Here is a 22,818-nt window from a genome sequence, read left to right on the forward strand (position 1 = left end):
TGTTGAGGTAACGTCTTTAACGTTGCATTAAAAGTTTAGTAAAAAACAGGTAATCCTGAGTTTCCATATTTCGCTTTTAGTCGCTGTAGTTTTGGGGAACTAAAATAAACCTTAAACTTTTTAAAAAAATTAAACATGAAAAAAGAACGACTATTAGTAGGTTTTCTGTGCATGCTTTCGGTACTATTTACCGTATCTGCAACAGCTTCAGAAACAACAAACACGACAACAATGGCAGGCCCTTATCCATTTGCGGCAGGTAGCAATTGGAGTTATAATGATACGGGAGTTGACTTAGGCACAAGCTGGTCAACAATCAATTATGACGATAGCGCTTGGCAAACCGGTAACGGTAAATTTGGTTATGGCGACGGAAACGAAACTACAACCTTAAATTTTGGTCCTAATCAAAATAATAAGTATCCAACGTATTATTTCAGATATGAATTTGAAGTTACAAATACAGCACAATATGGCGACCTTTTGTACAACATCCTTTTTGATGATGGTGTCGTTGTATATTTAAATGGTACTGAAATACACCGTGCTAACATGCCTGCAGGTACTATAAACTATAATACATATGCATCTGGAACTATAGGTGGTGGTGACGAAAATGATTTTGATCTTTTTACAACTTCAAACCTTTTAGTGAATGGAACAAATGTAATCGCTGTAGAATTACATCAAGCAACACCAGGTAGCTCAGATTTAGGATTTGACTTTTTTACAGATTTTGTACCTGTAACTTTAGACCCTGCACCATATCCAGTTGCTCCATTATCAGCTTGGAGATATTTAGATACTGGTGTGAGTCTTGACGCAGCACCTTGGACGGAGGGAACGTATGATGTTTCTACTTGGGCAATAGGTGTTGGAAATTTTGGTTATGGTGACCCTGTGACTACTGAAATTTCTTTCGGACCAGATCCAGCAAACAAATATATTACAACCTATTTCTCAAAAGAAATAGAGGTTGATCTTGCAATGATGGCAGATATGGTAGAATTTGGTTTAGTACGTGACGATGGTGCTATTGTGTATGTAAATGGAGTAGAAGTATTTCGTGATAACATGCCGGCAGGAGCATTCGATTATTTAACGGGAGCAGAAAGTACAGTTGGTGGTGCTGACGAAAGCACATATTTTGTAACTCAAGTACCTAAAACAGCATTCGTAAATGGAATCAATCGTATTTCAGTAGAATTACACAACCGTGATGCACAGAGTTCAGATTTAAAATTTGATATGTACATGCAAAATGCAGAAATTCCAGTAGATCCTTTTACATGTGTTGATGGGGAAATAGGTTGTTTTACCTCTATTGATCCAACAGGTCAAACGGAGAATATGATTATCGCTTCAGAACATAAGTTTCAATTAATTTTTAAGCAAGGAGATGAATATACTATAGGTGGTGGAACTGTCCCTGGAAATAATGATTTTACTGGTTTTATACCAATTGCAGGTTCAAGTACGGAAGGGTACGTTTCTGTAAATCATGAGACAACTCCCGGTGGTGTCTCGATTGTAGATGTTCATTATGATGAAGCTACTCAATTATGGGTAGTAGATCAGTCTCAACCAGTTGATTTATACAACACAGCATTAGTTACTACAACTAGAAACTGCTCTGGTGGAGTAACTCCTTGGGGAACAGTAATCACTGCGGAAGAGTCTACCAATGGTGGAGACCAAAACAATGATGGATATCAAGATGTGGGCTGGTTAGTTGAAATTGATCCTGAAACTGCACGTGTTATCAATTACGGTAACGGACAAGAAAAACTATGGGCAATGGGACGTATGAACCATGAAAATGTTGTGGTTTCTGATGATATGGTAACGGCTTATTATGGTGAAGACGGTGGAACAGATTGTGTTTACAAGTTTGTTGCAGATGCTCCAGGAAACCTTTCTTCAGGAACACTTTATGTGCTTAAATTAGACACACCATTAGTGAATAATGATCCTTCATCACCTTCGGCACAGTGGATTCAAGTACCAAATACTACTAAAGCAGAACGTAACAACGTAAGAGCTGCAGCAGCGGCTTTAGGTGGGACAGATTTTAACGGTGTTGAAGATTGTGAAATCAATCCTGTTACAGGAGAAATCTATTTTACTTCAAAGGGAAAAGGAAGAACCTATAAATTTACTGACAACGGTACTAGCATATCAAATTTCAGAACTTTTGTAGGTGGAATGGACTATGAAATCACAACTGAAAATGGAACATTCACTGAGTCTTGGGGTGGCGGAAACGACAACCTTACTTTTGATGACAAAGGAAATCTTTGGGTATTGCAAGATGGAGGTAACAACTACATTTGGGTAGTACGCCCAGACCACACACAAGCAAATCCTAAAGTTGAACTTTTCGCTTCTATGCCTAATGGATCTGAGCCAACTGGATTGACGTTTACACCAGATTTTAAATTTGGTTTCTTTTCGGTACAACATCCTAGCGGAAGCAATACACCACAACAAGATGCAACATTCAATGACGTTACATTCAATGCATCAGCAACGGTAGTTTTTGCAATTAAAGAAAACTTGGGAGCGCAAGTGCCAGTAGCAGATTTTGAAGCTTCTATCACAAATACAGCACCTGGAACAGCAGTGACTTTTACAGATTTGAGCCAGAACACACCTGCAACTTGGGCATGGACCTTTGAAGGTGGTATTCCAGCAACATCAACAGAGCAATCTCCTACGGTAGCATATCTTGACGAAGGCGCTTTCAATGTTTCACTTGTGGTATCTAACATTGCGGGAGAAAGTCAAATGGAGTTGAAAGATGACTATATTTTAGTTCAATTGTTAGGTATCGATGAGGTTCTTAAAAACAACGTAACAGTATATCCAAACCCAACCAGCGGTATTGTAAATATTGACTTGAACGAACTTGGTGACGAAGGAGTAACCATAACGGTTTTTGATATGTTAGGAAGACATTTGATGACAACAAACGAGGTTCAAACTAGCGGTAACAAAGCGACTGCAACGATGGATCTGTCAGCATACATGAGTGCTAACCAAGTGTTAATGCTTAAAGTGCAAGTAGGTCAAAGCACGGCAACTTATAAGTTGCTCACTAAAAATTAAGTGTAAGTTAATTATGGAAGAGGGCTGATGGTTTGAGGAGACCGTCAGTCCTTTTTTTTAATACTTCAGAAATATAAAACATCAAATAAATACAATGAAATTAAAAAATTTAATAGCGATATTAATCGTCACCAGCGCGGGTATATTTTGCTCTAACGCGCAATACGCAAACCCGTTGCAAGATGAAGTTTATTATTCCATAGAAAAAGCAATCTCCCAAAACCCAGACGCAAAACATCTTAATTTGAGGGACCAACATTTGTTTGTTATTCCTTCGGAAATAGTACAACTTGAAAACCTCAAATTTTTAAATGCCATGCGCAATAATTTTGAAAAATGGGATAGCGCATTGTTTCAACTAAAACAACTTGAAGTACTCAATTTGAAAGCCAACGGACTGACAACAATCCCAGCCGATATAAAAAAATTACAGAACCTCACTTCCCTCGATGTAGCGGATAATGGGGTGGTTGAAATTTCAGAATCTATCGGGTTGCTTCTAAAAATGCAAAATCTACATCTTTCAGGAAATACACTTACCCGTATTCCAGATGAAATTACAAATTGCACGAAGTTAAAAGTCCTGCAATTGGACAATAACCAACTGAGTTATCTCCCAGAAAATATGCAACGACTTATGGCATTGGAGCTGCTCGATTTAGGGTACAATCAATTTTATGAAATAGATCAATCTTGGTTACAATTAAACGCATTAAAAGAACTCAATCTTGAATTCAATAATCTCAAAATACTTCCAAAAAACATAGGACAATTAAATGCGCTGACAACTTTAAAGTTGAACGACAATAATTTAGTCGCACTGCCCGAAAGCATCACAGAATTAGAAAATCTTGAACTGCTCATTCTCACAAACAACAACTTAAAAGAACTTCCAAAAAATTTAAAAAACCTTTCAAAACTCACAACATTAATTCTCACAGAAAACAATTTTTCACCTCAAGAGCAAGCGAGGATTAAAAATGAATTAAAGGGGTGTTCGGTTTATTTTTAGAAAAATCAATGCTTTTCTAAATCTTAAAGTCCAATTGATTAAAAGGGTCAAAAAATTACTGTAAATTGGTGATATAAAATTTATCAATTTGGCATCGTTTACATTTCAGAAATATTTAAAAAAGACATCCGCTTCATTGAAGCAAGTTTTTCAATTTGCACGTAAAAAACCCTTCAAGTTTTTGGGATATGCTATTCTCACGGGCATATCATTTGTGCTACTTTTATTTTTTTGTACGTACATAGGTTTGTTTGGTCACGTTCCCAATAAAAAAGAATTGGCGAGTCTTAAAAACCCCGTTACTTCTACCATCTACGGAAGCGACAAAAAACCAATTGCCTATTTCTACATGCAAAACCGAAGCAATATAGACAGCGTTCAGCTAAACCCATTTCTCAAAAAAGCACTCGTAGCTACCGAAGATGCAAGGTTTTATGAACATTCGGGCATTGACTACAAAAGCTACGCGAGAGTTTTGGTAAAGTCGGTATTATTGCAACAAGGAAAAGGGGGTGGAAGTACCATTACACAGCAAATTGCCAAAAATGTCTTCGGAAGAAAAGATTTGTGGTTGCTGAGCACACCCATTAGTAAAATGCGGGAAGTAATCATCGCAAAAAGGCTCGAAAGTATTTACTCAAAAGACGAATTGTTATTGTTGTATTTCAACACGGTTTCTTTTGGTGAAAATCTCTACGGAATCGAAAAAGCATCGCAACGGTTTTTCAGCAAAACACCCGAGAAATTAACGTTGACCGAATCTGCAACACTTGTAGGAGTGCTCAAAGCACCCACATATTATAATCCCCGAAGAAACCCAAACAATTCCACAAATCGCCGAAACACGGTACTTGACCAAATGGTCAAATACGGCGCAATTACAGAAGAGGAAGCAACCAAAGCCAAAACACCCATAGTTTTAAATTACAGTCCGCCAGAAAAAAACTCCTCTTTATCGGGATACTACAAAGAGTTTGTAAAAAAGGAATTTACGGCTTGGGCAGAAAATAATCCAAGCCCAGATGGAGCAATTTATGACCTCGAAAAAGACGGACTCAACATCTATACTACCTTACAACCCAACATTCAAAAATATGCCGAAAATGCGATGGTTCGTAATATAGAACGTCTTCAGAAATCGATGGCAGAATATTGGGATAGCAACACTACCGAAGGCGGAAAAGAAGCATTCATAAAAAAATTGATGGCACAACAGCCCAAAGTAAAACAACTACAAGACCAAGGAAAATCTCTCGAAGAAATTGAAGCATTCCTGCAAAGAACAACAGCGAGAAAATATTGGGAAGTAAACAAAGGTTTTGAACCGCGGCAACAAAGCTATCAAGACAGTGTGATAAGTGCCATCGTGCGATTGCATACGGGCATTCTTGCCATGAACAGCCGCAGTGGAGCCATTTTAGGGTATTTGGGAGGGATTGATTATGGATTTTCACAAATTGATAATATAAAAGCGCCCAAACAAGTGGGATCCACTTTCAAGCCAATTACCTATCTCACCGCACTCCAACAAGGCATTGAGCCGTGCGATTTTTATGACAATACCTTGCGCACCTATTCTCAATATGAAAATTGGCAACCGCGAAATTCCAGTGGCAGTTACGGTGGTAGTTACAGCGTGCAGGGTGCATTGGCGAATTCAGTGAACACGGTTTCGGTGGCATTGCAGATGCGGGTGGGGGTTCCCAAAGTGAAGAAGCAGGCAGAAAAAATGGGGATTACCGCTACTATTCCAGATGTGCCGTCCATTGTTTTGGGAACGGCAGATATCAATCTGCTTGAAATGGTCACAGCGTACGCAAGCATTTCAAATGGTGGGCAATTGGTAGAACCCTATATGATTCAAAAAATCACAGATGAAGCTGGAACCGTATTGTTTGAGGCAAAGCCGAAATATAAAGGACGAGTAGCCTCAGAGAAATCCATTAAACAATTGCAACAAATGATGGGTGAAGTATTGACTGAAGGCAGCGGAACTTCATTTAGAGCATACGAAATACCATTTAATATTATAGGAAAAACGGGCACGACCCAAAATAATGGCGATGGTTGGTTTATTGGTGCTTCCCCTGAAGTTGTGATTGGTGCTTGGGTAGGTACACAAGATAAACGTGTCCATTTTAAAAGTACCAGTTTAGGAAGCGGAGCAAGAACAGCAATGCCAATGGTGGCATCTATGTTTAAAGGATTGAGTAGTTGGACAAGACCAATGATTACTAATTTTGAATATGAAACCTCATATTTTAGATGCCCCACATTTAGTGAACTACCCGCGAGCGAAGCCACCAATTTCTATAAAAACGATTCCACATATTTGAAACAACTCCAATTGAGAGATATGGTTATCCCTGTGGATTCAATTTCGGGAGTGGTTCAAGATACTGTTAAAGATCAATCTTTAAATAAATAATGTGATTTTGGGCAGTAATTATTTTATCTATCAAATTTATAAAACTCTAAAAACGGGTGTGGCTTTCCTGCAATACTGGCACTAATCGCCTGCATTCCCATTACGCTAAAGGTGATACCATTACCTCCAAAACCTAATATATAGTGCTCGTTTTTTTCTGGAACAGGTTTTCCCATATAGGGTAATCCGTCTTTGGTTTCTCCAAAGGTACCCGCCCATGTATAATCTGCTACAAACGGTATTTCTTGAAAAACATTAGAAAATGATTTTGACAGGGATTTTCTTTTCTTTTCGATGAGTGCGTTTCTCGCTTTTGCGTTCTTAAATTTTCCGTCGCCACCACCCATGATTATTCGCCCTTCCGGAGTATCCCGGAAATAGAGATAGGGTTCTGATGTGTCCCAAAAAATATTGTTTTTGAAAGCGGTTGGCATTTTTGGCACAACTTCAGAAGCTAAGGCATATGTGCTTTTTAAAGCTACAATGTTTTCTTTCAATGTTTGTACACTTTCGTAACCAGTACAATGTACCAAGTGTTGAGAGTGTATCGTATTTCCATTTTCGTCTTTTAAAACGCAACCGTCTTCATTCACTTCTATATTCGTAATATGGGTACGGTCATAAATATTAAGTCCTTTAGCTACACAAACTTTTAATAAATCTTGGGTGAATTTATAGGGGTCCATACAGGCTCCAGAATCAGATTTAATAGCTGCAATACCTTTGGTAATTCCTAATTTCAGCAGCGCTTCAGATTCTAACCAAGAAACTTTAAATCCATGCTCTTTTCGAGCCTCAAATTCTTTTTTTAAGAAAGATACATCTCTTTTATTAGTGGTAAAGTAGATGCTCTTTTTTCTCTCAAAATCACATTCACTCTTTATTTTTTTAGCTAAAGATTCCAGCTCAAAAATTGCTTTTTCGCATTCTTGATAACTTGAAACTGCAAGAGTAAGACCTACTTTGTCAATAAGTTTATGTAGGGGAACATCAATTTCATACTGCAACATTGCTGTGCTAGCTGCGCTGCTACCGTTAAAAACATCACGCTTATCAATCATGACTACTTCGTGTCCATCATTAATTAATTGATATGCAATTAAAGCACCCGATATCCCAGCACCTATAATCACAATTTGTTTTGATATATTTTCTTTGAGGGAAGGGTAGCTCTCTGATAAGGAATTTTTAATGAGCCAAAAAGGCTCGCTTGATCTAATGTCCATACTTTTTTGATTAAAAGTACATCATTAAATACGTTAGTTGTAACGCCGTTATGTAAACATTAACTACAAATAATCTAGTTTTTTTAAGAAGTATGAATTTGCTAATTAATAATTTTAAAGAAACGATATTAATGCCCAAAATTTAACGTAGTAATATGACTGTTAGCAAACCAAAAGCCCGAATTTTACTTCTATGCAGAAAAATATAAAAATAGCAATAATTGGTTTTGGGCCACGAGGTTTATCTTGCCTTGAAGATCTGGTCTATGAGTTAAGTAATTTTTCAAAGAACTTACAACCACATTTTTTAATTTTTGAAACTTCTGAAAATTTAGGGACGGGAAAAGCCTGGGAAATTGATCAGCCTGAAACTAATTATATTAATATTTCAGACCACGCACTTCAAGATTTAAAAGGAAGGGAGAAAATGATTTGGAATAACATGACAATCCCTTCTTTTCCCTCATACATACAATGGTGTCTGGATACGAACAAAGTAGAAAATATGGAAGATGACAAAGACGTCTATCCAGAAAGATCACAAATGGGAAAATATCTTAACGGACGTGCTACCAGTTTATGCGATGTGCTCCTAAAAAATAATTTTCTTTCGTTACATAAAGAGCATGTAAATAAAGTTGAATATGTCTTAGGAAACGTGACTGTTTTTACAAATAAAACCACCATTGAAGTTCATGAGTGCTTATTGACAATGGGACATACGGCTATTAAAGATAGTGATGAAACCAAACAATTTAAGAAGCACGCGAAAGAACAAAATGTTATTTACATCCATAATCCTTATGAAGAGCTTATTGCAAGGGAGGATTTGAGCGATATGCGCGTGGCCATTAAAGGTTTTGGGCTTTCAATGCTAGATATTTCAAGGCAATTGACCAATTATAAATTTGGTGAATTCAAAAAGAAATCAATATCAAATTATCTAACTTTTATTCCAGACAAAGGTTGCGTTAAACAAATCATCCCTTATAGTTTTGATGGTTTGCCGTGTGTTCCCAAACCTTATGGACGAAAAGTTGATGAACTTTTTGAACCTTCATTAGTACAAATAAATTCTTTTGAATTAGCCATTAGAAATGAACTTTCGGAACCAAAGAAAATTAAAAACTTAAACTTTATTCTTAATGCATTTGCTGCCGCTGCAACCTCTATTTTTATAAAAAATAATTCTATAAATTATAATGAAGATGAAATTTCCGAAGTCATAAAAAAATGGGTGCAGGACACAAATACAAAGCATGATTTAATACTTGACACGCAATTACCCACATTAGAATACATGAAGCAAACTGTGGAAATGTCAATGGGAAAACAACCCGCAAGTTTAGATTTTACGATTGGGCAAGTGTGGCGTCATTTACAACCCACTATGTATCGATTATTTGCTTTTAGTGGAATCTCCGCGAAGTTGATGAAAGAATTAATAGAAATTGATCAAGAGATTAAACGATATTCGTACGGTCCTCCAGTTGAAAGCATTTTACAACTCATAGCGCTTGTAGAAGCAGGAATTTTAAATTTAGATTATGTAAATGATCCCGAAGTTGAAACAATAAAAAAAGGGTGGAAATTGACTAAAAATGGTCAGAGTGTAATTGTTGGGATGCTTTGTAATTCGGTTATGGATGGGCCAGTTTTAGAGAAATTTGAAAATCCGATTTTCAATAATTTAGTCAATGAAAAACTTATGCAATCTGTTCATGAAGATTTGGGTGTTTTAACTAATCCGGATGGTACGATTGTACCCGTGGATAATCATAGTGAAAAAATTCCAATAGCAGTATTGGGAAGAAATGCTAAAGGAAGTGTTCTGGGCGTAGACGCGATATTAGAATGTTTTAGCCCAGAAACACACGATTGGGCAAGAGGTGTTATAAAAGGGCTCGTTGAAAACCTATAATTATTCATCAATCATGGCTTTAAATTATAGTTATTCTTAGTTATGATTTATTTGCTTACGCCCATAAACTCAACAATTTCATCGTACCGTTTGCTCCACGGCCAAAAGTATTGTAACACCATAGGAATGTGTTTTTTCTCAAGGATTTGTGCTTGTACTTCGGGTTGATAGTTGTGCAGTTCTTCTAGAAAACGCGCATTTGCTGTTTTGATAGATTGGTAGGTTTTACTGCCCAGATAGATTTTAAATGGTGGGCTTTTTTCAGAAAGAAAATAAACTGGCGATGCGTCCTGCCACTTGGCTGGGTCATTGGTCCAGGTGGTGAGGTAGTCATTCTCGGTTGTGGGTGGATTGTTTTCTAGATAGTGTTTCATATCAAGCGCAGCTGCATCATTCAATATAATTCCCGAAATGTCTTTTGGATTAATATTGTATTTAGGGTTTAATGCTGCAAGCGCCACCAAATGTCCTCCAGCCGAATGTCCTGTTAAATAGATACGAGTGGGGTCGCCACCGTATGCTGCAATATTATCTTGGGTCCATTTGATGGCTTCGGCAACTTGTTTTGCCATGGTATCATAGTTTGCTTTTGGACTCAACGTATAATTTGGCAAAACGCTCACAACGCCATGCTTCACAAAATTACGACCTAAAAATCCGTAGATATCTTTGTTTCCGGTATTCCAATTTCCGCCGTAAACAAAGATGAGCACAGGTTTTTTTTCTTCGGAAATTTTACGGGCATTAAAAACATTTAGTTTCGGGATTTCTCCATCAGATTTGATTTCGAGTTCGGGAGAACTTAAATAGGATATATCGGCATGTTTTTTTACGGCGCAGCTAGAAAGTGAAACTAAGAAAATCAGAACGAGTAGAAATCTTTGCATGATGTGGAATGAAATTAATATTTCGGCTTTATGCCTATTAAAAATACGATAAAGGTAGGGTGTTGGTTTGCACATTTCTGTTAAGACGATGATAAGGTTTTGTGGATTGACAAGTGAGACCGACATCTAAAATGAGTATCTTTATGAATCGATTAAAACCCCAAACAATTTTGTTTATGAGAATTTTTACTGTCGTTGCTTTATTGATTGTGCTGTCCTTTTCTAGCTGTAATGAGATTGACCCAAAGGGCGAAAAAACTGTCAAAGCTTTTGTTACTCAATGGAATTCAAACCACACGGCATTGCGCGCGCCGTATCTTAAACAGCAATATATGGATGTGGTAGAATATTATGATATAGAGCGTACAAAAGAGCAGGTAGCTCTTGATAAAAAGTTGTTGTTGGAGCAATTTCCAGACTACAAACAAGCCATTTTAAATGACGAAATTACTGTGGCGAAAGAAGCTGGAAATTATCTGGCCACGTTTGAGATTGGTGTTACGTACGACGATGTCGAGGCATCGTATCCCTATTTTTTGGCGGTAAGTTTTAAAAACGGCGAATTTAGAATTCTAAGAGAAGGCGTTTTACCCGAGGCGGATAATCTTGATGCACCTATCTTCCCAAAACAGCGATTAAACAATGCCCAGATTACGCAAAGCCCAAGACTTTACGGTGATTTTAATGGGGATGAGCTTTCGGACTATGCGTATGTGGAATCGCCTATTGTAACCTCAACTAAAATTGCTGAAGGTCAAGGTGAGACTGCTATTGAATGCAAAGGTGGATGCATGAGTGTGATTCGTTTTAGTAATAATGGAGTTGAAGCTATCACTATAAACGACGCTTACAAATCGCAACTAGAAAACCTAAGAGACCTCAATGGCGACGGTGCTGATGAGATTGGTTTTTGGAGTTTTAAAGACAACTCTAAAAGTCTCTATATTTATGATGCTGCTAATAACAAACTCCTTACGCCACCACTTTTTATTAATACCAACGTCCATAGAAATATCAAGCTTATAGATGTGATTAAAAAGACGGGGCCGAGTAAAATTACGGTTACTGAAAGTAAGCAAGTGGATGGAAAATGGGAGTTGGTTAGTAGGGTTGTTAATCTTCAATAGTTAATCGTATTTCATTGTTTTTCAAATAAATACCCTTTAGTGGGTATTTATTATTATTATAACAGCTTCTATCTTTATCTATATATTATAATTAACAGTTATGGAAAAATATACGATTGAATTTGAGGTCACAAAAAGAGACGCAGGTTTACTTTTAGGAATATTATCTAATTTTTTAAAAAACACCACAAGTCAACAAGTAAAAAAAAGCATTATTCCAATTTATAGAGAGATTCAGAATGACGTGGGTCTAGAGGATTTAATTTTTGGAAAAGTCGTTAATACGCTTGCTCACTCTACTAATAGGATAATAAAAAAGTCAAGTACATTAAGACAGGGCCTTGGGCTCAAGCTTGGTTTTATACGTATAGAATTACCTAGGCGGTGTAATTTTATTGCTCAAAATCTTGTACAACAATTGAAGCCTGGAAAAAGGCATAAATTAATAAAGAGAAAAGAAGTTGAAGCGGCAGTCAAGGTAGAGGACTTAATTGGTTTAATAAAAAAATCTTATGAGGCAGCTAAATAGAATTTTTCAAATTTCATTATTCTTTACTTCATTGTTATTTTTTGGTCAAGAAGGTATAACACAAATTTCAATAAATATAGGTAGTAGTAGTGACAATAAAGTTACAAGGATAAACCCAGCTAGTTTTGTAGCGACTTATCCTCAAAGTAATACTATTTCAACTAGTTATGCAGTCAAAGGTTTTCTTGAAGCACTATACAAAATTGAAGCTCTTAATCTAGATATCTCAGCAATTGGAGAGTTACATCGAAATACCTTAATCTCCAGCAAACAAAATGTACGTCAAATAGGAATGCGAGTTGCTTACGGGATGAGTGTACGAAAAAATTATCCCAAATTATACTTGCAACCTGAATTCTCGCTGAAATATACTGAAGACAGAATAAATGACAAAAAAGGAATGCAACACTTATTTTACACCTCTGTAGAATATGATTTTGCAAAAGGAGAATGTTTTGCGTCGATTTTGGAACCAGGAGGCTTTTACCCTTCTAATGAACGTGAATCTTACTCAAAAAAAAGTGACTCGTTAAAGAATCAAAATCCAAATGAAAAAAAATCGGGAGAATTACTGTCAGATTGGGTACAAGTCCAACATTTTAATAGTATAGGATTAGAACATATAAATTATGAGGAAGTATTGTTGTTCAACGCTTCTTTTGCTATAGAAGTTTATCCCTTTAGTGGTTTTTTATATAGTGCTTTTAAGCAATACAACATCATACAATTGCGGTACAATGTTATTTTTCGAAAACAACTAGACTCCACTCAAACAAGTCTATTTATTGGTACTACACATAACTACGCAGCAAACCTGAATATAAAACTCAAAAAGAACGGTAAGACGGCAATCACATTTGGGTATGAATATTTTGATGGAGGTGACCCTTTGAAAGGATTAGCTGAAACCAAATTTGGACAACTTAAAGTTTCTCTACTTTCAAATCTTAATTTTTAATGAATAAGAAGTTTTAAATTCTTTTAATACTCAAAAACAACCTACGACAAATAAAATGTTAACTCGTGTGGTTTTTTTGTTTAGATAAACTTTGTTGAAGTTTTTTAGAATATCCTTATATTTATAGTATCCCCTTTAATAATTATTTGTAATTCACTCTGTCATCATTTTTCTACAGAAATTCTATAAATATTAATCTCTTGATCATCAAAGCTATTATAGACACATTTCCAAGAGATTAGTTAGTATGTAAATGGATAGCAAAAGTTACTATTGTTGAATTTCAATTTAATTATAATATGCAACAACCACAATCAATCCAATACCATTTAAATTATCACGCAAACGAGTGTGAGCTTGCGCTTGTATCTATTGATGAATACGGAACTCCAGGTATACTAAATAAGAAGGTTTTAAATGCATATGGGTATAATTTTAATGATTTAAATCCCAAAGAACTTAGCAAAGGATATGCATTCTTACAAAAAGAAAATAGAAAAGCAATATTGTTTGTTGTTACAGTAGGCAGTGGTGCAACGGCTGAAAACCTTACTAGTAATTTATACAATGCAATAGAGCATAACTTACGGATTTTACAAAATAAGAATGTTTGGGTACCACTTATGGGTACAGGGGATGGCAATCTCACTTTAATAGAAAGCTTTACAATAACGTTAGATGTGCTCAGTAGATTTGTCGAAGGTATAATTTACCATATATCTATTCCCAAAAGTGCTGAAGGTGAGAAACTCTTTGATAAAATACCTGAGATTACATCCCTAGAAGTACAGCTAGATGAAGTACAATTTGACACAGAATTTAGCAAGAAATCTTCTAAAAAAGATAATGACCCCGAGGGTTTCAACGAAGATTTATCTCTTAAAAAAGGGTCTTCAAATAAAACAATTGGGAAAGGGGTCAATTTAGAAAAAGAAGAAATTATTATAACAACCATTGCGGGATTAATAAGTGACGCAGATTCTGGCATAGATTACTTAGACATAACAAAAGATGTAAATGCCTTTGCAAAAGTAATGTCAGCAAAAAGTTTTAGTCCTCCCTTGGCAATCGCACTCCTGGGAAAATGGGGCTCTGGAAAAAGTTTTTTTATGCGCAAATTAAAAGAGCGCATTCAAGAACTTTCACAAAACGAGGTGTCACATAATGCGTATTGTAATGGCATTGCTCATGTTCATTTTAATGCGTGGTCGTATATGGACTCTAATCTCTGGGCAGGAATTATAACAAAAATATTTGAGGGTTTGCAAGAGTATATTACCAATGATACACTGGCAAGTGTCAACAAAAAAGAAATTGAAAAGGCATTAACAAAAAAACTGAATATATCTCAAGATGAAATACTAGATTTAGAACATCAAAAGCAAAGCATAAACAATAAAATAAAAACATTAGAATCGCAAAAGGGAATTGCAGAAAAAACACTAAAAGAAAAAATTGATGCGATTAAAAGTAAGTCTATAAAGCAAGTACTGAACAATCTAGATGCATCGTTTATGATTTCAGAAAAAGTGTCTAATGCGTTACAGGCAAATGACTCCTTCAAAAAATCTACAGATAAATTTAGTAAAATAGTCCCTGAAGAATATTGGCAAGATCCAACGAAACTCTATAAAAAAACAAAATCCAAAGTAGCTTATGTTAAAACATTTTTCAAAGGCGCTAGTTGGGAGTCAAATCTTCTATGGCTTAGCTCCATCATTATTCTAATAATTTTAATCAAAGGAGTTATATTCTTAATGGGTCTTTTTTTAGGAGAAACGTCTTTTGAAATACCAACTAAAGCCTGGTATTTTGTCACAATAGTGGGAGGTTTTATTTTTAGAAACTATCAAACAGTTAAACAATTACAACCTTTAATTTCAACATTTTGGAAAATTAAAGAAGATTATGAATTACAAAAAAAAGATGCTATTTTTAAAGTAAATCAAGCCGAAAAAGCACTAAAATTTGAAATAGACAACCATAAAACCAAAATCGAAACTATTAATAATCAAATAAGCCAGGCCGAACAATCTAAGTTAGAAATAGAATACAGACTAGAGAACACATTAACAACCGAAGCTCTTTTTAGCTTTATTGAAAAACGCTCTGTCAGTGACGATTATAAAAAACACTTGGGCATCGTTTCGGTGATCCGAAAAGATTTCGAAATTTTAAGCGAACTGTTCAGTGGTCATCATGATGAATTGATTAAATCAAAAGAGTCTGAGGAATTTCAAAAAAAATTCAATAAACCTTTAGAGCGTATCATTCTATATATAGATGATTTAGATCGCTGCTCAGACGACCGTGTTGTGCAAGTGCTGGAAGCAGTTAATTTGTTAATGGCATATCCATTATTTGTCGTCGTCGTGGGTGTTGATCCTAGATGGGTTAAAAATGCACTGACAAAAAAATATAAATTGCAATTTAGTAATGGAGACTCTCAAGAAGTGGAAACAATAGAGCCATCAGGGTATTTAGAGAAAATTTTTCAAGTGCCTTTCCAATTAAAATCGGCCTCAAATGATAGTGTGAAGCACATGCTCAAAACACTTGCTGAGTCGCAACCCAAGACATTAGAAAGTGATAATAAAAAATCTAGAGAGGGGGCAATCAATATAACTGGCAATAATAAAAAAGGGACTGAGAAGGGTAAAAATGAACCATCCAATGAAAACCCTATTAGTATTAAAGAGACCATAGAATCTTTAAAATTTTCAGATAAAGAAATTGAGATTCTACAAACCATGTCACACATATTGGGTACTAACCCTAGAGCAATAAAACGTTTTGTAAACATTTATAGAGTCATCAAAGCCCACGAGGATTTCAAATATGCTAAAGATATTGAAGAAGGCGAAATTTCAGTCGTTATGTTTTTAATAGCACTACCGTTGGGGAAATATAGAAAGCTTGTAAAAGACTTTGAAAAGTGGCTTTACGAATCTAATACTGAATATGCAGACCTAAGTACATTCACTTCGGAGAAAAATGACGATTTGAGATATAGCTTAATGAAAATGTTTGACAGTAATAACTCTCAACTATTAACGCAAAGGAAAGAAATATATAGAAAACATTATTACTTTGTCAAAAGATTTACATTCAGTAATTTGTAATACGACAACTCAACTCTAAATAGTTTTAAGGAATGATGTGGTGCGTTCTTTTAATGCTTCTCATTTATTTTCTTCACAAATCTTAATAAACCAGTCACATTTCAGAAGTAAGAAAAAATGGTTGCCTCCTCCCGCTCGAAATCCTATATTTGAATCAAACCAAAAAAACCTTCATTAGCGAAAAAAAAATGCCTAATTCAACCACAAAAAAATCCATCTTCTCCGCCATCCGAGAAATTATCGAAGTCATTTTAAAATCACTCAATAAACGCCCGCGAACTTGGCACCAGCATGTAGTACCTTATGAAGATGATTGGGCGGTGCGACGCGAGGGGAATAAACGCATTACTTCAAAACACAGAAAACAATCCACGGCCATTGATAGAGCCAAAACTATTGCTCGAAAACATAAAGCAGATGTCATTATCCATAGGGCAGATGGAACTATTAGAGATAGAATTAACTATGATTGATTTTTTTGTTTATTCCAACACATAAATAAATCGGTATTTTTCTTTTGTCAGAATATGCTTAAAAAGAGCGTATATTTATAGGCGCTAACTCAATTTAATTGGACACTTCACAAATACCACAATATCTCGTGGCCTTCGCTTATGTGGGCTTTGCTATTTCGCTCTTGGCATTTATCCCAGTATATTCAAAAAAAATAAAAATAACATATATAATCCCATTATTAATTCTGGGCGCAGTACTATTTTGGTTAAAAGCACCTTTGCCATGGCCAGATCCTTTATGGGAGCTCAGTTTTGGGAAAGTAGTGAGTGAGGTAATCGTCATTATCAGTTTAATGACAGCCGGCTTAAAAATAGGCACCTCTTACAGTTGGAAATATTGGAAAAGACCACTTTCGTTAATCGTAATTACAATGCCGTTGTGCATGATTGCAATTTTTTGTTTGTCCTATTTTCTTCTGAAATTAAACGGTCCTTTATCTCTACTTTTAGCCGCTGTATTAGCACCAACTGACCCCGTTCTAGCCAGCGAAATGCAATTAGAGGGACAACAACATTTTAATAAAAAAAACACTGGGCTGCGCTTCACACTTACCGCAGAGGCGGGCATCAATGATGGTTTGGCGTTTCCTTTTGTGTTTTTGGCAATAGTATGGTCTCAGGCTGGGGATTTTGAGGCAATTGATTGGCCCCATTTTTTTGGTTATTATGTGATATATAAGATTATTGGGGGTATTTTATTAGGGGCAATTATAGGATATATTTATAGTTATGCCATTTATTTTCATTCTTCTGAAAGTAAAAAATATATTCTTAATGGTTTTATTGCTGTTGCTCTTGTGTTCTTCTCTTACGGTATAGCCGAAAGTCTTCATACCTATGGATTTCTAAGTGTATTTGCAACAGGATTAATGATGCATTATCACAAAAAAAATAAGAATACTTCCTCAAATAATAGTGATACTATGCTACTTTTTGTTGAAGAAACCGAAAAAATGATTGTAGCTCTTTGGGTTATATTTTTTGGCGGATCTATAATGAGTGGTATTTTATCCTTCACCGATGGTTGGGGAATATTGGTTAGCTTACTTTTTGTGCTAATAATAAGACCCGTATTTGGATATCTGGCAATGCTGACAAATAACTATTCTCAAAAGAAAAAATGGGCAATAGGTTTTTTTGGAATTAGGGGTATTGGTAGTTTCTTTTATTTAAGCTACGCAATGCTAGAGGGAAATTTTAAAGAGTACGATACGCTTGTAGGTATTGTTAGTTATGTAGTGCTATTTAGTATCGTAATTCATGGATTGACCAGCCTAAGAGTTATCGATTATTTTAATAAAAAAGAGACAAACTAAACTTATTATTTGTCGAAACTAAAAATGCCAACTAAAAAAAGCTGGCATTTCTTTATAAAAAGTGATTCTTTAATCTTCAGTTCCCTTTTTCTTGTAGGGAGATTTTTTAACTTTTCCCTCTTTGCTATATCCAGCTGGGTCATTCGATTCTGGAACTTTTTTTGGGTCTTCGCTTATTGGGTCTGTATCCTCAGGCTTACTATTGGGTTCGCCGGGATAATCCTGATTTTTAATCTGTTGCTCGTTCTTTTTATCTTTATCCAACATAGGTGTAATTTTATTTTTTGCGCTCATATTTACTACCCTTTTTTTTTATTTGGGTGTTTGATTAAAAGCTATGCTTATATAGCTCAATTGATACTATCGTATGGTTAGCTATTCTTCCTCCGTATTTTGAGTTTCGCGCCCACCATAACCAGCTTTTTGATTATCTTTTTTATTAATGATTACTGGTTCTAAGTCTTTTTGGGTTTTCTTTTCCATACTATAATTATATATTGGATATCATTTTTAAGAGCTAGAAAATAGATTTAGCCCGTTATATATTAAATATTATTACTGTACGCGAGTTGCCTTGTCCTTATTTCCATACTGATTTTGGTGCGTCTCTTTTTGAGGGCCTTTTTCAGTCTTTGGATTTAGACTTTCGGCTTTATCGGGTGTATTCTCTTTTTTAATTTGATCTTTCTTTCCCATATTTTTTTAAATAAATTTAATCTAACTTATTTATTGATATAAGTTAAATCATTAGGCGTTATCTCTTGGTTGATGTTGCTCTCTTCTTTGTTCTACTTGATGATTTATTTCACGACCATCAGCTTCGTTTGCTTTTTTATTGATAGCGCTATCTTTTTTACTTGTAGCTTCATCTTGTCCGGGTATTTTTTTTGAGTCTTCCATATTTTTGTTTTTAATCACTTTCTAACTTCATTTAAAATAAAAAAATAGTTGTAAGTGAAATTTGTAGTATGATTAAAAATAGACATACAAAAAGCAATCCTAAAGAATATTAGCATTCCTTAACAGCAAATGTTAAACTATTCTAAAAGAGGTTATCTTAAATCGCAACCATTCACTTAACTGAGTGCAAAGATTTACCAACCTAGAAGATTAATTCTCAACGGCAACTGCCCCAAAATCCATAATAAAAGGTCTTTCCTTTACATTGGTTTTAACATAGAGCGTCTCTTTAAAATTACCAGCACGAGTGGGTGTAAATTTGATGGTCATTTGGGCTTTTTCACCTGGTGCAACTTCCTTTGGCAGATTAATTACTACGCAGTTGCAGGTTGAAGCATAATCTCTAATAAATAGTGGCTCGGTGCCATCGTTTATAAATTCGTATGATTGGGTGGTTGTTGTTCCCACATTAGCACTACCAATGCTGAATTCGCTTTTTTCGAGATTCATTCTTGGGCCTACTTTGGTTTCAAAAGGCGATTCCATAGATTGGGCTTGGATGGCAAATGTAAATAGTAGAGTTAATAGCGTGAGGTATATTTTTTTCATAGTTGAAATTTTAATTAAATATCAATAAAGTTAGTAAAAATGAGATTTATAAAGATGTTTTGAAGTATAATCCTACACAATAGGTCGTTTTTAAAATGTATTTCTGAAATCTTAAACAATTGAATACTTTCGTTTCAATTAAATATAATATGCGTCAAATTTCAGAAGTAATTAAATTTCATATTTATTTTCACTCATCCTATATTTTAAAAAAATCTTGATTTTGAGAATAATTCAGCTTTTTTTGGTTTGAAAAATGGCAATAATATTTCGTTTAAAGTTAAAATATAGGATTTGGAGATTTTTTTTAGGGGAATTATTTATAAAAAAAGATACATTTACGTTTTACACACTCATAAAATTTGATAGATAACCAACTAAATATATGGACGCTCCTAAGAAAAATTACACCTCGGCTTTTATCATTGTAACAGTGCTATTTTTTTTATGGGGATTTATAACCGTCTTGGTGGACAGTTTAATTCCGAGACTAAAAGACGTTTTTGAACTTTCAAATTTTCAAGCCGTGCTCGTGCAGTTTGCCTTTTTTGGAGCTTTCTTTTTCTTTTCGGTTCCTGCGGGTTGGTTGTTGTCAAAAATAGGTTATCAAAGAGGTATTGTCCTTGGACTTGCAACAATGGCAGTAGGATGTCTTTTATTTTCGCCAGCGGCAAGTGAACGTGTTTTTGGGATTTTCATCTTTGGATATTTCACCTTGGCTGCCGGAATTACCATTCTTCAAGTTGCTGCAAATCCGTACGTGGCGGTATTGGGTTCTGAAGAAAGTTCGTCGAGTCGATTAAATCTTTCACAGGCGTTTAATTCTTTGGGTGCTTCGATTGCGCCAATCATTGGAGCTTCTTTTTTATTGAGTGATACCATTATGAGCAGCGAGGGAATCGCAACATTATCTGAAAACGAACAACAAGCGTACTACATTGCCGAGGCTGGCGCGGTATCAACACCATTTATAGTATTGGCAGTTTCGATAGCGGTTTTGGCGCTACTTTTTGTATTTATCAAATTACCTAAAATATTACAGGAAAGTCCAAAAGACGGGTATTCTCAGCTTTTCAAAAAGAAATATGTAATGATGGGAGTGCTGGGTATTTTTGTTTATGTGGGTGCTGAGGTTGCCATAGGTAGCTTTTTGGTACTTTATTTTATGGATATGAATTTGGCACAATCCGTTGTAGAAAACGACTTTATGAACAGCATTGCAACCAGTTTGCAAGGAAAAGATTTAAGCGAAGTTGACCCTAAAGGTATTGTAGGTGCTTTTGTATTTATCTATTGGAGTGGTGCAATGGTAGGAAGATTTATAGGAGCATACCTTACTAAGATAATCAGGCCAGGTCGTGTACTTGCCATATTTGCGGGGATTGCCGTTATTATGATTTTAATCTCTATAAGTACCACAGGATTGGTGGCCATGTGGTCCATTCTTGCCGTAGGATTGTTCAATTCTATAATGTTCCCAACGATTTTCACATTAACATTAGAAGGTCAAGGTGATTTGAAACCTCAAGTTTCCGGATTGTTATGTATAGCGATTGTTGGGGGTGCATTTATTCCACCGGCTTATGGCTTGCTTTCAGATTCAATAGGGTATAAGCCTGCATTTTTCCTAGTAATTGCTTGTTATGCGTATATTCTTTACTTCGGATATGTAAAACAACGTAAAACTGTGCATCCCATTAAAATGTAAGTGCTGCATAAGTTGTTGTTTAAAAATTTTCAAACGTGTTATATTTCCGAAGAGAGGATTTTCATCTTTTTTGTTATTTAAAATTTCCGATATTTGTAACAAGAAAGTGACTTAGTGATGTTTAGCAATTCTCTGTTTTTCTTCGGAAATGTGCCAAACATGAACATAATTTAAGCCACTCGCCTAAAACTACAAATGATGGCAGCAGAAATTAAAAATTTAAAAGATTTACAAAATACCGAATACGGTCTTAAAAAACTCTTCAGCGATGCCGAAGATTTTCTTCCACTTTTAGGGACAGACTATGTTGAACTCTATGTGGGTAATGCAAAACAAGCAGCACACTTTTATAAAACCGCTTTCGGTTTTCAAAGTGAAGCGTATGCAGGACTTGAAACAGGTTTAAAAGATCGTGTGTCTTATGTAATTCGTCAGGACAAAATTAAACTTGTATTGACAACCCCACTTACAAAAGATGGACCCATCAATGACCACATCAATTTACACGGTGATGCCGCTAAGGTAATAGCATTGTGGGTGGATGATGCAACGAGTGCATTTGCAGAAACAACAAAGAGAGGTGCAAAACCTTTTTTAAAACCAACCAGAGAAGAAGATGATAATGGTTACATTATTAAATCTGGAATCTATACGTATGGTGAAACAGTGCACATGTTCATCGAACGAAAAAACTATAACGGTATTTTCTTGCCAGGATTCACGAAATGGGAATCACATTACAATCCAGAGCCAGTAGGTTTAAAATTTATAGATCACATTGTAGGAAATGTAGGTTGGGATGAAATGAATACGTGGTGTAAATTTTATGCCGAGGTAATGGGCTTCGCTCAAATCATCAGTTTTGCAGATGATGACATCGCAACAGACTACACCGCACTCATGAGTAAAGTGATGAGTAATGGTAACGGCCGCATCAAATTCCCAATCAACGAGCCGGCAAAAGGGAAAAAGAAATCTCAAATTGAAGAATATCTAGATTTCTATAATGGGCCAGGCGTTCAGCATTTAGCGTTAGCGACAGATGATATCGTTGCAACGGTTTCAGCAATGAGAGATAGAGGCGTAGAGTTTTTATATGTGCCAGACACGTATTATGATGATATACTAGAACGTGTGGGTGATATTGATGAAGACGTAGAAGTCCTCAAAAAACACGGAATTCTAATAGACCGTGACGAAGAAGGATATTTGTTGCAGCTCTTTACAAACAACATTCTAGATAGACCAACCATGTTTATCGAAGTGATTCAAAGAAAAGGAGCACAATCTTTTGGAGTGGGTAATTTTAAAGCCTTATTCGAAGCCATTGAAAGACAACAAGAAAAGCGAGGAACGCTTTAATTAATAATTTTAAAACCACAACAATACAACCTTTCCAATTTAAATAATTGGAGAGGTTTTTCTATTTTTGTGTATCTCAAATCTCACATT

The 22,818-nt window shown here is 35.5% G+C and carries 18 protein-coding genes; 12 read left to right on the forward strand and 6 right to left on the reverse strand.

From position 1 onward, the window contains the following. Positions 1-135: 135 nt before the first annotated feature. From ACSHW7_RS04870 to ACSHW7_RS04880, 3 genes are all read left to right on the forward strand, one after another. Complete coding sequence (locus ACSHW7_RS04870) at positions 136-3,108, forward strand: alkaline phosphatase PhoX (RefSeq protein WP_435678188.1); 2,973 nt, start codon at positions 136-138, stop codon at positions 3,106-3,108. Positions 3,109-3,202: 94 nt separating this feature from the next. Next, the gene (locus ACSHW7_RS04875) at positions 3,203-4,120 is read left to right on the forward strand and encodes a leucine-rich repeat domain-containing protein (protein WP_435678189.1); all 918 of its coding nucleotides are present in this window, start codon (positions 3,203-3,205) and stop codon (positions 4,118-4,120) included. Positions 4,121-4,208: 88 nt separating this feature from the next. Continuing rightward, positions 4,209-6,548, forward strand: a complete 2,340-nt coding sequence (locus tag ACSHW7_RS04880; protein ID WP_435678190.1) for a transglycosylase domain-containing protein — start codon at positions 4,209-4,211, stop codon at positions 6,546-6,548. Positions 6,549-6,571: 23 nt separating this feature from the next. Here ACSHW7_RS04880 and ACSHW7_RS04885 read toward each other — a convergent pair whose 3' ends face one another. Continuing rightward, positions 6,572-7,774: an NAD(P)/FAD-dependent oxidoreductase gene (locus tag ACSHW7_RS04885; protein ID WP_435678191.1), complete on the reverse strand. Its 1,203-nt coding sequence runs from the start codon at positions 7,772-7,774 to the stop codon at positions 6,572-6,574. 193 nt (positions 7,775-7,967) lie between these two features. On the opposite strand from ACSHW7_RS04885, the gene ACSHW7_RS04890 reads away from it, so the two are divergent. Continuing rightward, complete coding sequence (locus ACSHW7_RS04890; protein ID WP_435678192.1) at positions 7,968-9,695, forward strand: FAD/NAD(P)-binding protein; 1,728 nt, start codon at positions 7,968-7,970, stop codon at positions 9,693-9,695. A gap of 47 nt (positions 9,696-9,742) precedes the next feature. Here ACSHW7_RS04890 and ACSHW7_RS04895 read toward each other — a convergent pair whose 3' ends face one another. Next, entirely contained in the window at positions 9,743-10,708 is a 966-nt protein-coding gene (locus ACSHW7_RS04895; RefSeq protein WP_435678193.1) for an alpha/beta hydrolase, read from the reverse strand. Positions 10,709-10,758: 50 nt separating this feature from the next. On the opposite strand from ACSHW7_RS04895, the gene ACSHW7_RS04900 reads away from it, so the two are divergent. The 6 genes from ACSHW7_RS04900 to ACSHW7_RS04925 all read left to right on the forward strand — a co-directional run bounded on the left by ACSHW7_RS04900 (position 10,759) and on the right by ACSHW7_RS04925 (position 18,149). Next, the gene (locus tag ACSHW7_RS04900; RefSeq protein ID WP_435678194.1) at positions 10,759-11,709 is read left to right on the forward strand and encodes a hypothetical protein; all 951 of its coding nucleotides are present in this window, start codon (positions 10,759-10,761) and stop codon (positions 11,707-11,709) included. A 100-nt stretch (positions 11,710-11,809) separates the two neighbouring features. Continuing rightward, positions 11,810-12,238, forward strand: a complete 429-nt coding sequence (locus ACSHW7_RS04905; protein ID WP_435678195.1) for a hypothetical protein — start codon at positions 11,810-11,812, stop codon at positions 12,236-12,238. Further along, on the forward strand, positions 12,222-13,196 hold the full coding sequence (locus tag ACSHW7_RS04910) for a hypothetical protein (protein ID WP_435678196.1): 975 nt from the start codon (positions 12,222-12,224) through the stop codon (positions 13,194-13,196). The genes ACSHW7_RS04905 and ACSHW7_RS04910 overlap by 17 nt, the downstream gene beginning before the upstream one ends. 299 nt (positions 13,197-13,495) lie before the next feature. Then, complete coding sequence (locus ACSHW7_RS04915; RefSeq protein ID WP_435678197.1) at positions 13,496-16,318, forward strand: P-loop NTPase fold protein; 2,823 nt, start codon at positions 13,496-13,498, stop codon at positions 16,316-16,318. A gap of 188 nt (positions 16,319-16,506) precedes the next feature. Then, entirely contained in the window at positions 16,507-16,791 is a 285-nt protein-coding gene (locus tag ACSHW7_RS04920; protein WP_435678198.1) for a DUF2188 domain-containing protein, read from the forward strand. A gap of 98 nt (positions 16,792-16,889) precedes the next feature. Further along, positions 16,890-18,149, forward strand: coding sequence for a cation:proton antiporter (locus tag ACSHW7_RS04925; RefSeq protein WP_435678199.1), 1,260 nt, complete (start codon positions 16,890-16,892; stop codon positions 18,147-18,149). Positions 18,150-18,218: 69 nt separating this feature from the next. On the opposite strand, the gene ACSHW7_RS04930 is transcribed toward ACSHW7_RS04925, so the two are convergent. The 4 genes from ACSHW7_RS04930 to ACSHW7_RS04945 form a co-directional block, all read right to left on the reverse strand. Beyond that, the gene (locus ACSHW7_RS04930) at positions 18,219-18,443 is read right to left on the reverse strand and encodes a hypothetical protein (RefSeq protein WP_435678200.1); all 225 of its coding nucleotides are present in this window, start codon (positions 18,441-18,443) and stop codon (positions 18,219-18,221) included. A 261-nt stretch (positions 18,444-18,704) separates the two neighbouring features. Beyond that, entirely contained in the window at positions 18,705-18,845 is a 141-nt protein-coding gene (locus ACSHW7_RS04935; RefSeq protein WP_435678201.1) for a hypothetical protein, read from the reverse strand. A 51-nt stretch (positions 18,846-18,896) separates the two neighbouring features. Continuing rightward, positions 18,897-19,049 carry a hypothetical protein gene (locus ACSHW7_RS04940; protein ID WP_435678202.1) on the reverse strand — a complete coding sequence of 51 codons (153 nt, stop codon included), beginning with the start codon at positions 19,047-19,049 and terminating at the stop codon, positions 18,897-18,899. Between the two features lie 210 nt (positions 19,050-19,259). Next, a complete protein-coding gene (locus ACSHW7_RS04945) occupies positions 19,260-19,658 on the reverse strand; it encodes a DUF1573 domain-containing protein (RefSeq protein WP_435678203.1) in 399 nt (132 codons plus the stop codon). Positions 19,659-20,043: 385 nt separating this feature from the next. On the opposite strand from ACSHW7_RS04945, the gene ACSHW7_RS04950 reads away from it, so the two are divergent. Both ACSHW7_RS04950 and hppD read left to right on the forward strand, forming a co-directional pair. Next, positions 20,044-21,366 (forward strand): sugar MFS transporter, encoded by a 1,323-nt coding sequence (locus ACSHW7_RS04950; protein WP_435678204.1) that lies wholly within the window; start codon positions 20,044-20,046, stop codon positions 21,364-21,366. A gap of 198 nt (positions 21,367-21,564) precedes the next feature. Further along, on the forward strand, positions 21,565-22,728 hold the full coding sequence (gene hppD, locus ACSHW7_RS04955) for a 4-hydroxyphenylpyruvate dioxygenase (protein ID WP_435678265.1): 1,164 nt from the start codon (positions 21,565-21,567) through the stop codon (positions 22,726-22,728). Positions 22,729-22,818 lie beyond the last annotated feature (90 nt).

Origin of the sequence: Patiriisocius sp. (genome assembly GCF_051252435.1) — a bacterium.
In the GTDB taxonomy this organism is placed as follows: Bacteria; Bacteroidota; Bacteroidia; order Flavobacteriales; family Flavobacteriaceae; genus Patiriisocius.

Coding starts and splice junctions, on each gene's coding strand:
- ACSHW7_RS04905 (WP_435678195.1), top strand. CDS start 11,810: ATGGAAAAATATACGATTGAATTTGAGGTCACAAAAAGAGACGCAGGT.
- ACSHW7_RS04940 (WP_435678202.1), bottom strand. CDS start 19,049: ATGGAAGACTCAAAAAAAATACCCGGACAAGATGAAGCTACAAGTAAA.
- ACSHW7_RS04945 (WP_435678203.1), bottom strand. CDS start 19,658: ATGAAAAAAATATACCTCACGCTATTAACTCTACTATTTACATTTGCC.
- ACSHW7_RS04935 (WP_435678201.1), bottom strand. CDS start 18,845: ATGGGAAAGAAAGATCAAATTAAAAAAGAGAATACACCCGATAAAGCC.
- hppD (WP_435678265.1), top strand. CDS start 21,565: ATGGCAGCAGAAATTAAAAATTTAAAAGATTTACAAAATACCGAATAC.
- ACSHW7_RS04910 (WP_435678196.1), top strand. CDS start 12,222: ATGAGGCAGCTAAATAGAATTTTTCAAATTTCATTATTCTTTACTTCA.
- ACSHW7_RS04920 (WP_435678198.1), top strand. CDS start 16,507: ATGCCTAATTCAACCACAAAAAAATCCATCTTCTCCGCCATCCGAGAA.
- ACSHW7_RS04930 (WP_435678200.1), bottom strand. CDS start 18,443: ATGAGCGCAAAAAATAAAATTACACCTATGTTGGATAAAGATAAAAAG.
- ACSHW7_RS04915 (WP_435678197.1), top strand. CDS start 13,496: ATGCAACAACCACAATCAATCCAATACCATTTAAATTATCACGCAAAC.
- ACSHW7_RS04950 (WP_435678204.1), top strand. CDS start 20,044: ATGGACGCTCCTAAGAAAAATTACACCTCGGCTTTTATCATTGTAACA.
- ACSHW7_RS04895 (WP_435678193.1), bottom strand. CDS start 10,708: ATGTCGGTCTCACTTGTCAATCCACAAAACCTTATCATCGTCTTAACA.
- ACSHW7_RS04900 (WP_435678194.1), top strand. CDS start 10,759: ATGAGAATTTTTACTGTCGTTGCTTTATTGATTGTGCTGTCCTTTTCT.
- ACSHW7_RS04885 (WP_435678191.1), bottom strand. CDS start 7,774: ATGGACATTAGATCAAGCGAGCCTTTTTGGCTCATTAAAAATTCCTTA.
- ACSHW7_RS04875 (WP_435678189.1), top strand. CDS start 3,203: ATGAAATTAAAAAATTTAATAGCGATATTAATCGTCACCAGCGCGGGT.
- ACSHW7_RS04870 (WP_435678188.1), top strand. CDS start 136: ATGAAAAAAGAACGACTATTAGTAGGTTTTCTGTGCATGCTTTCGGTA.
- ACSHW7_RS04890 (WP_435678192.1), top strand. CDS start 7,968: ATGCAGAAAAATATAAAAATAGCAATAATTGGTTTTGGGCCACGAGGT.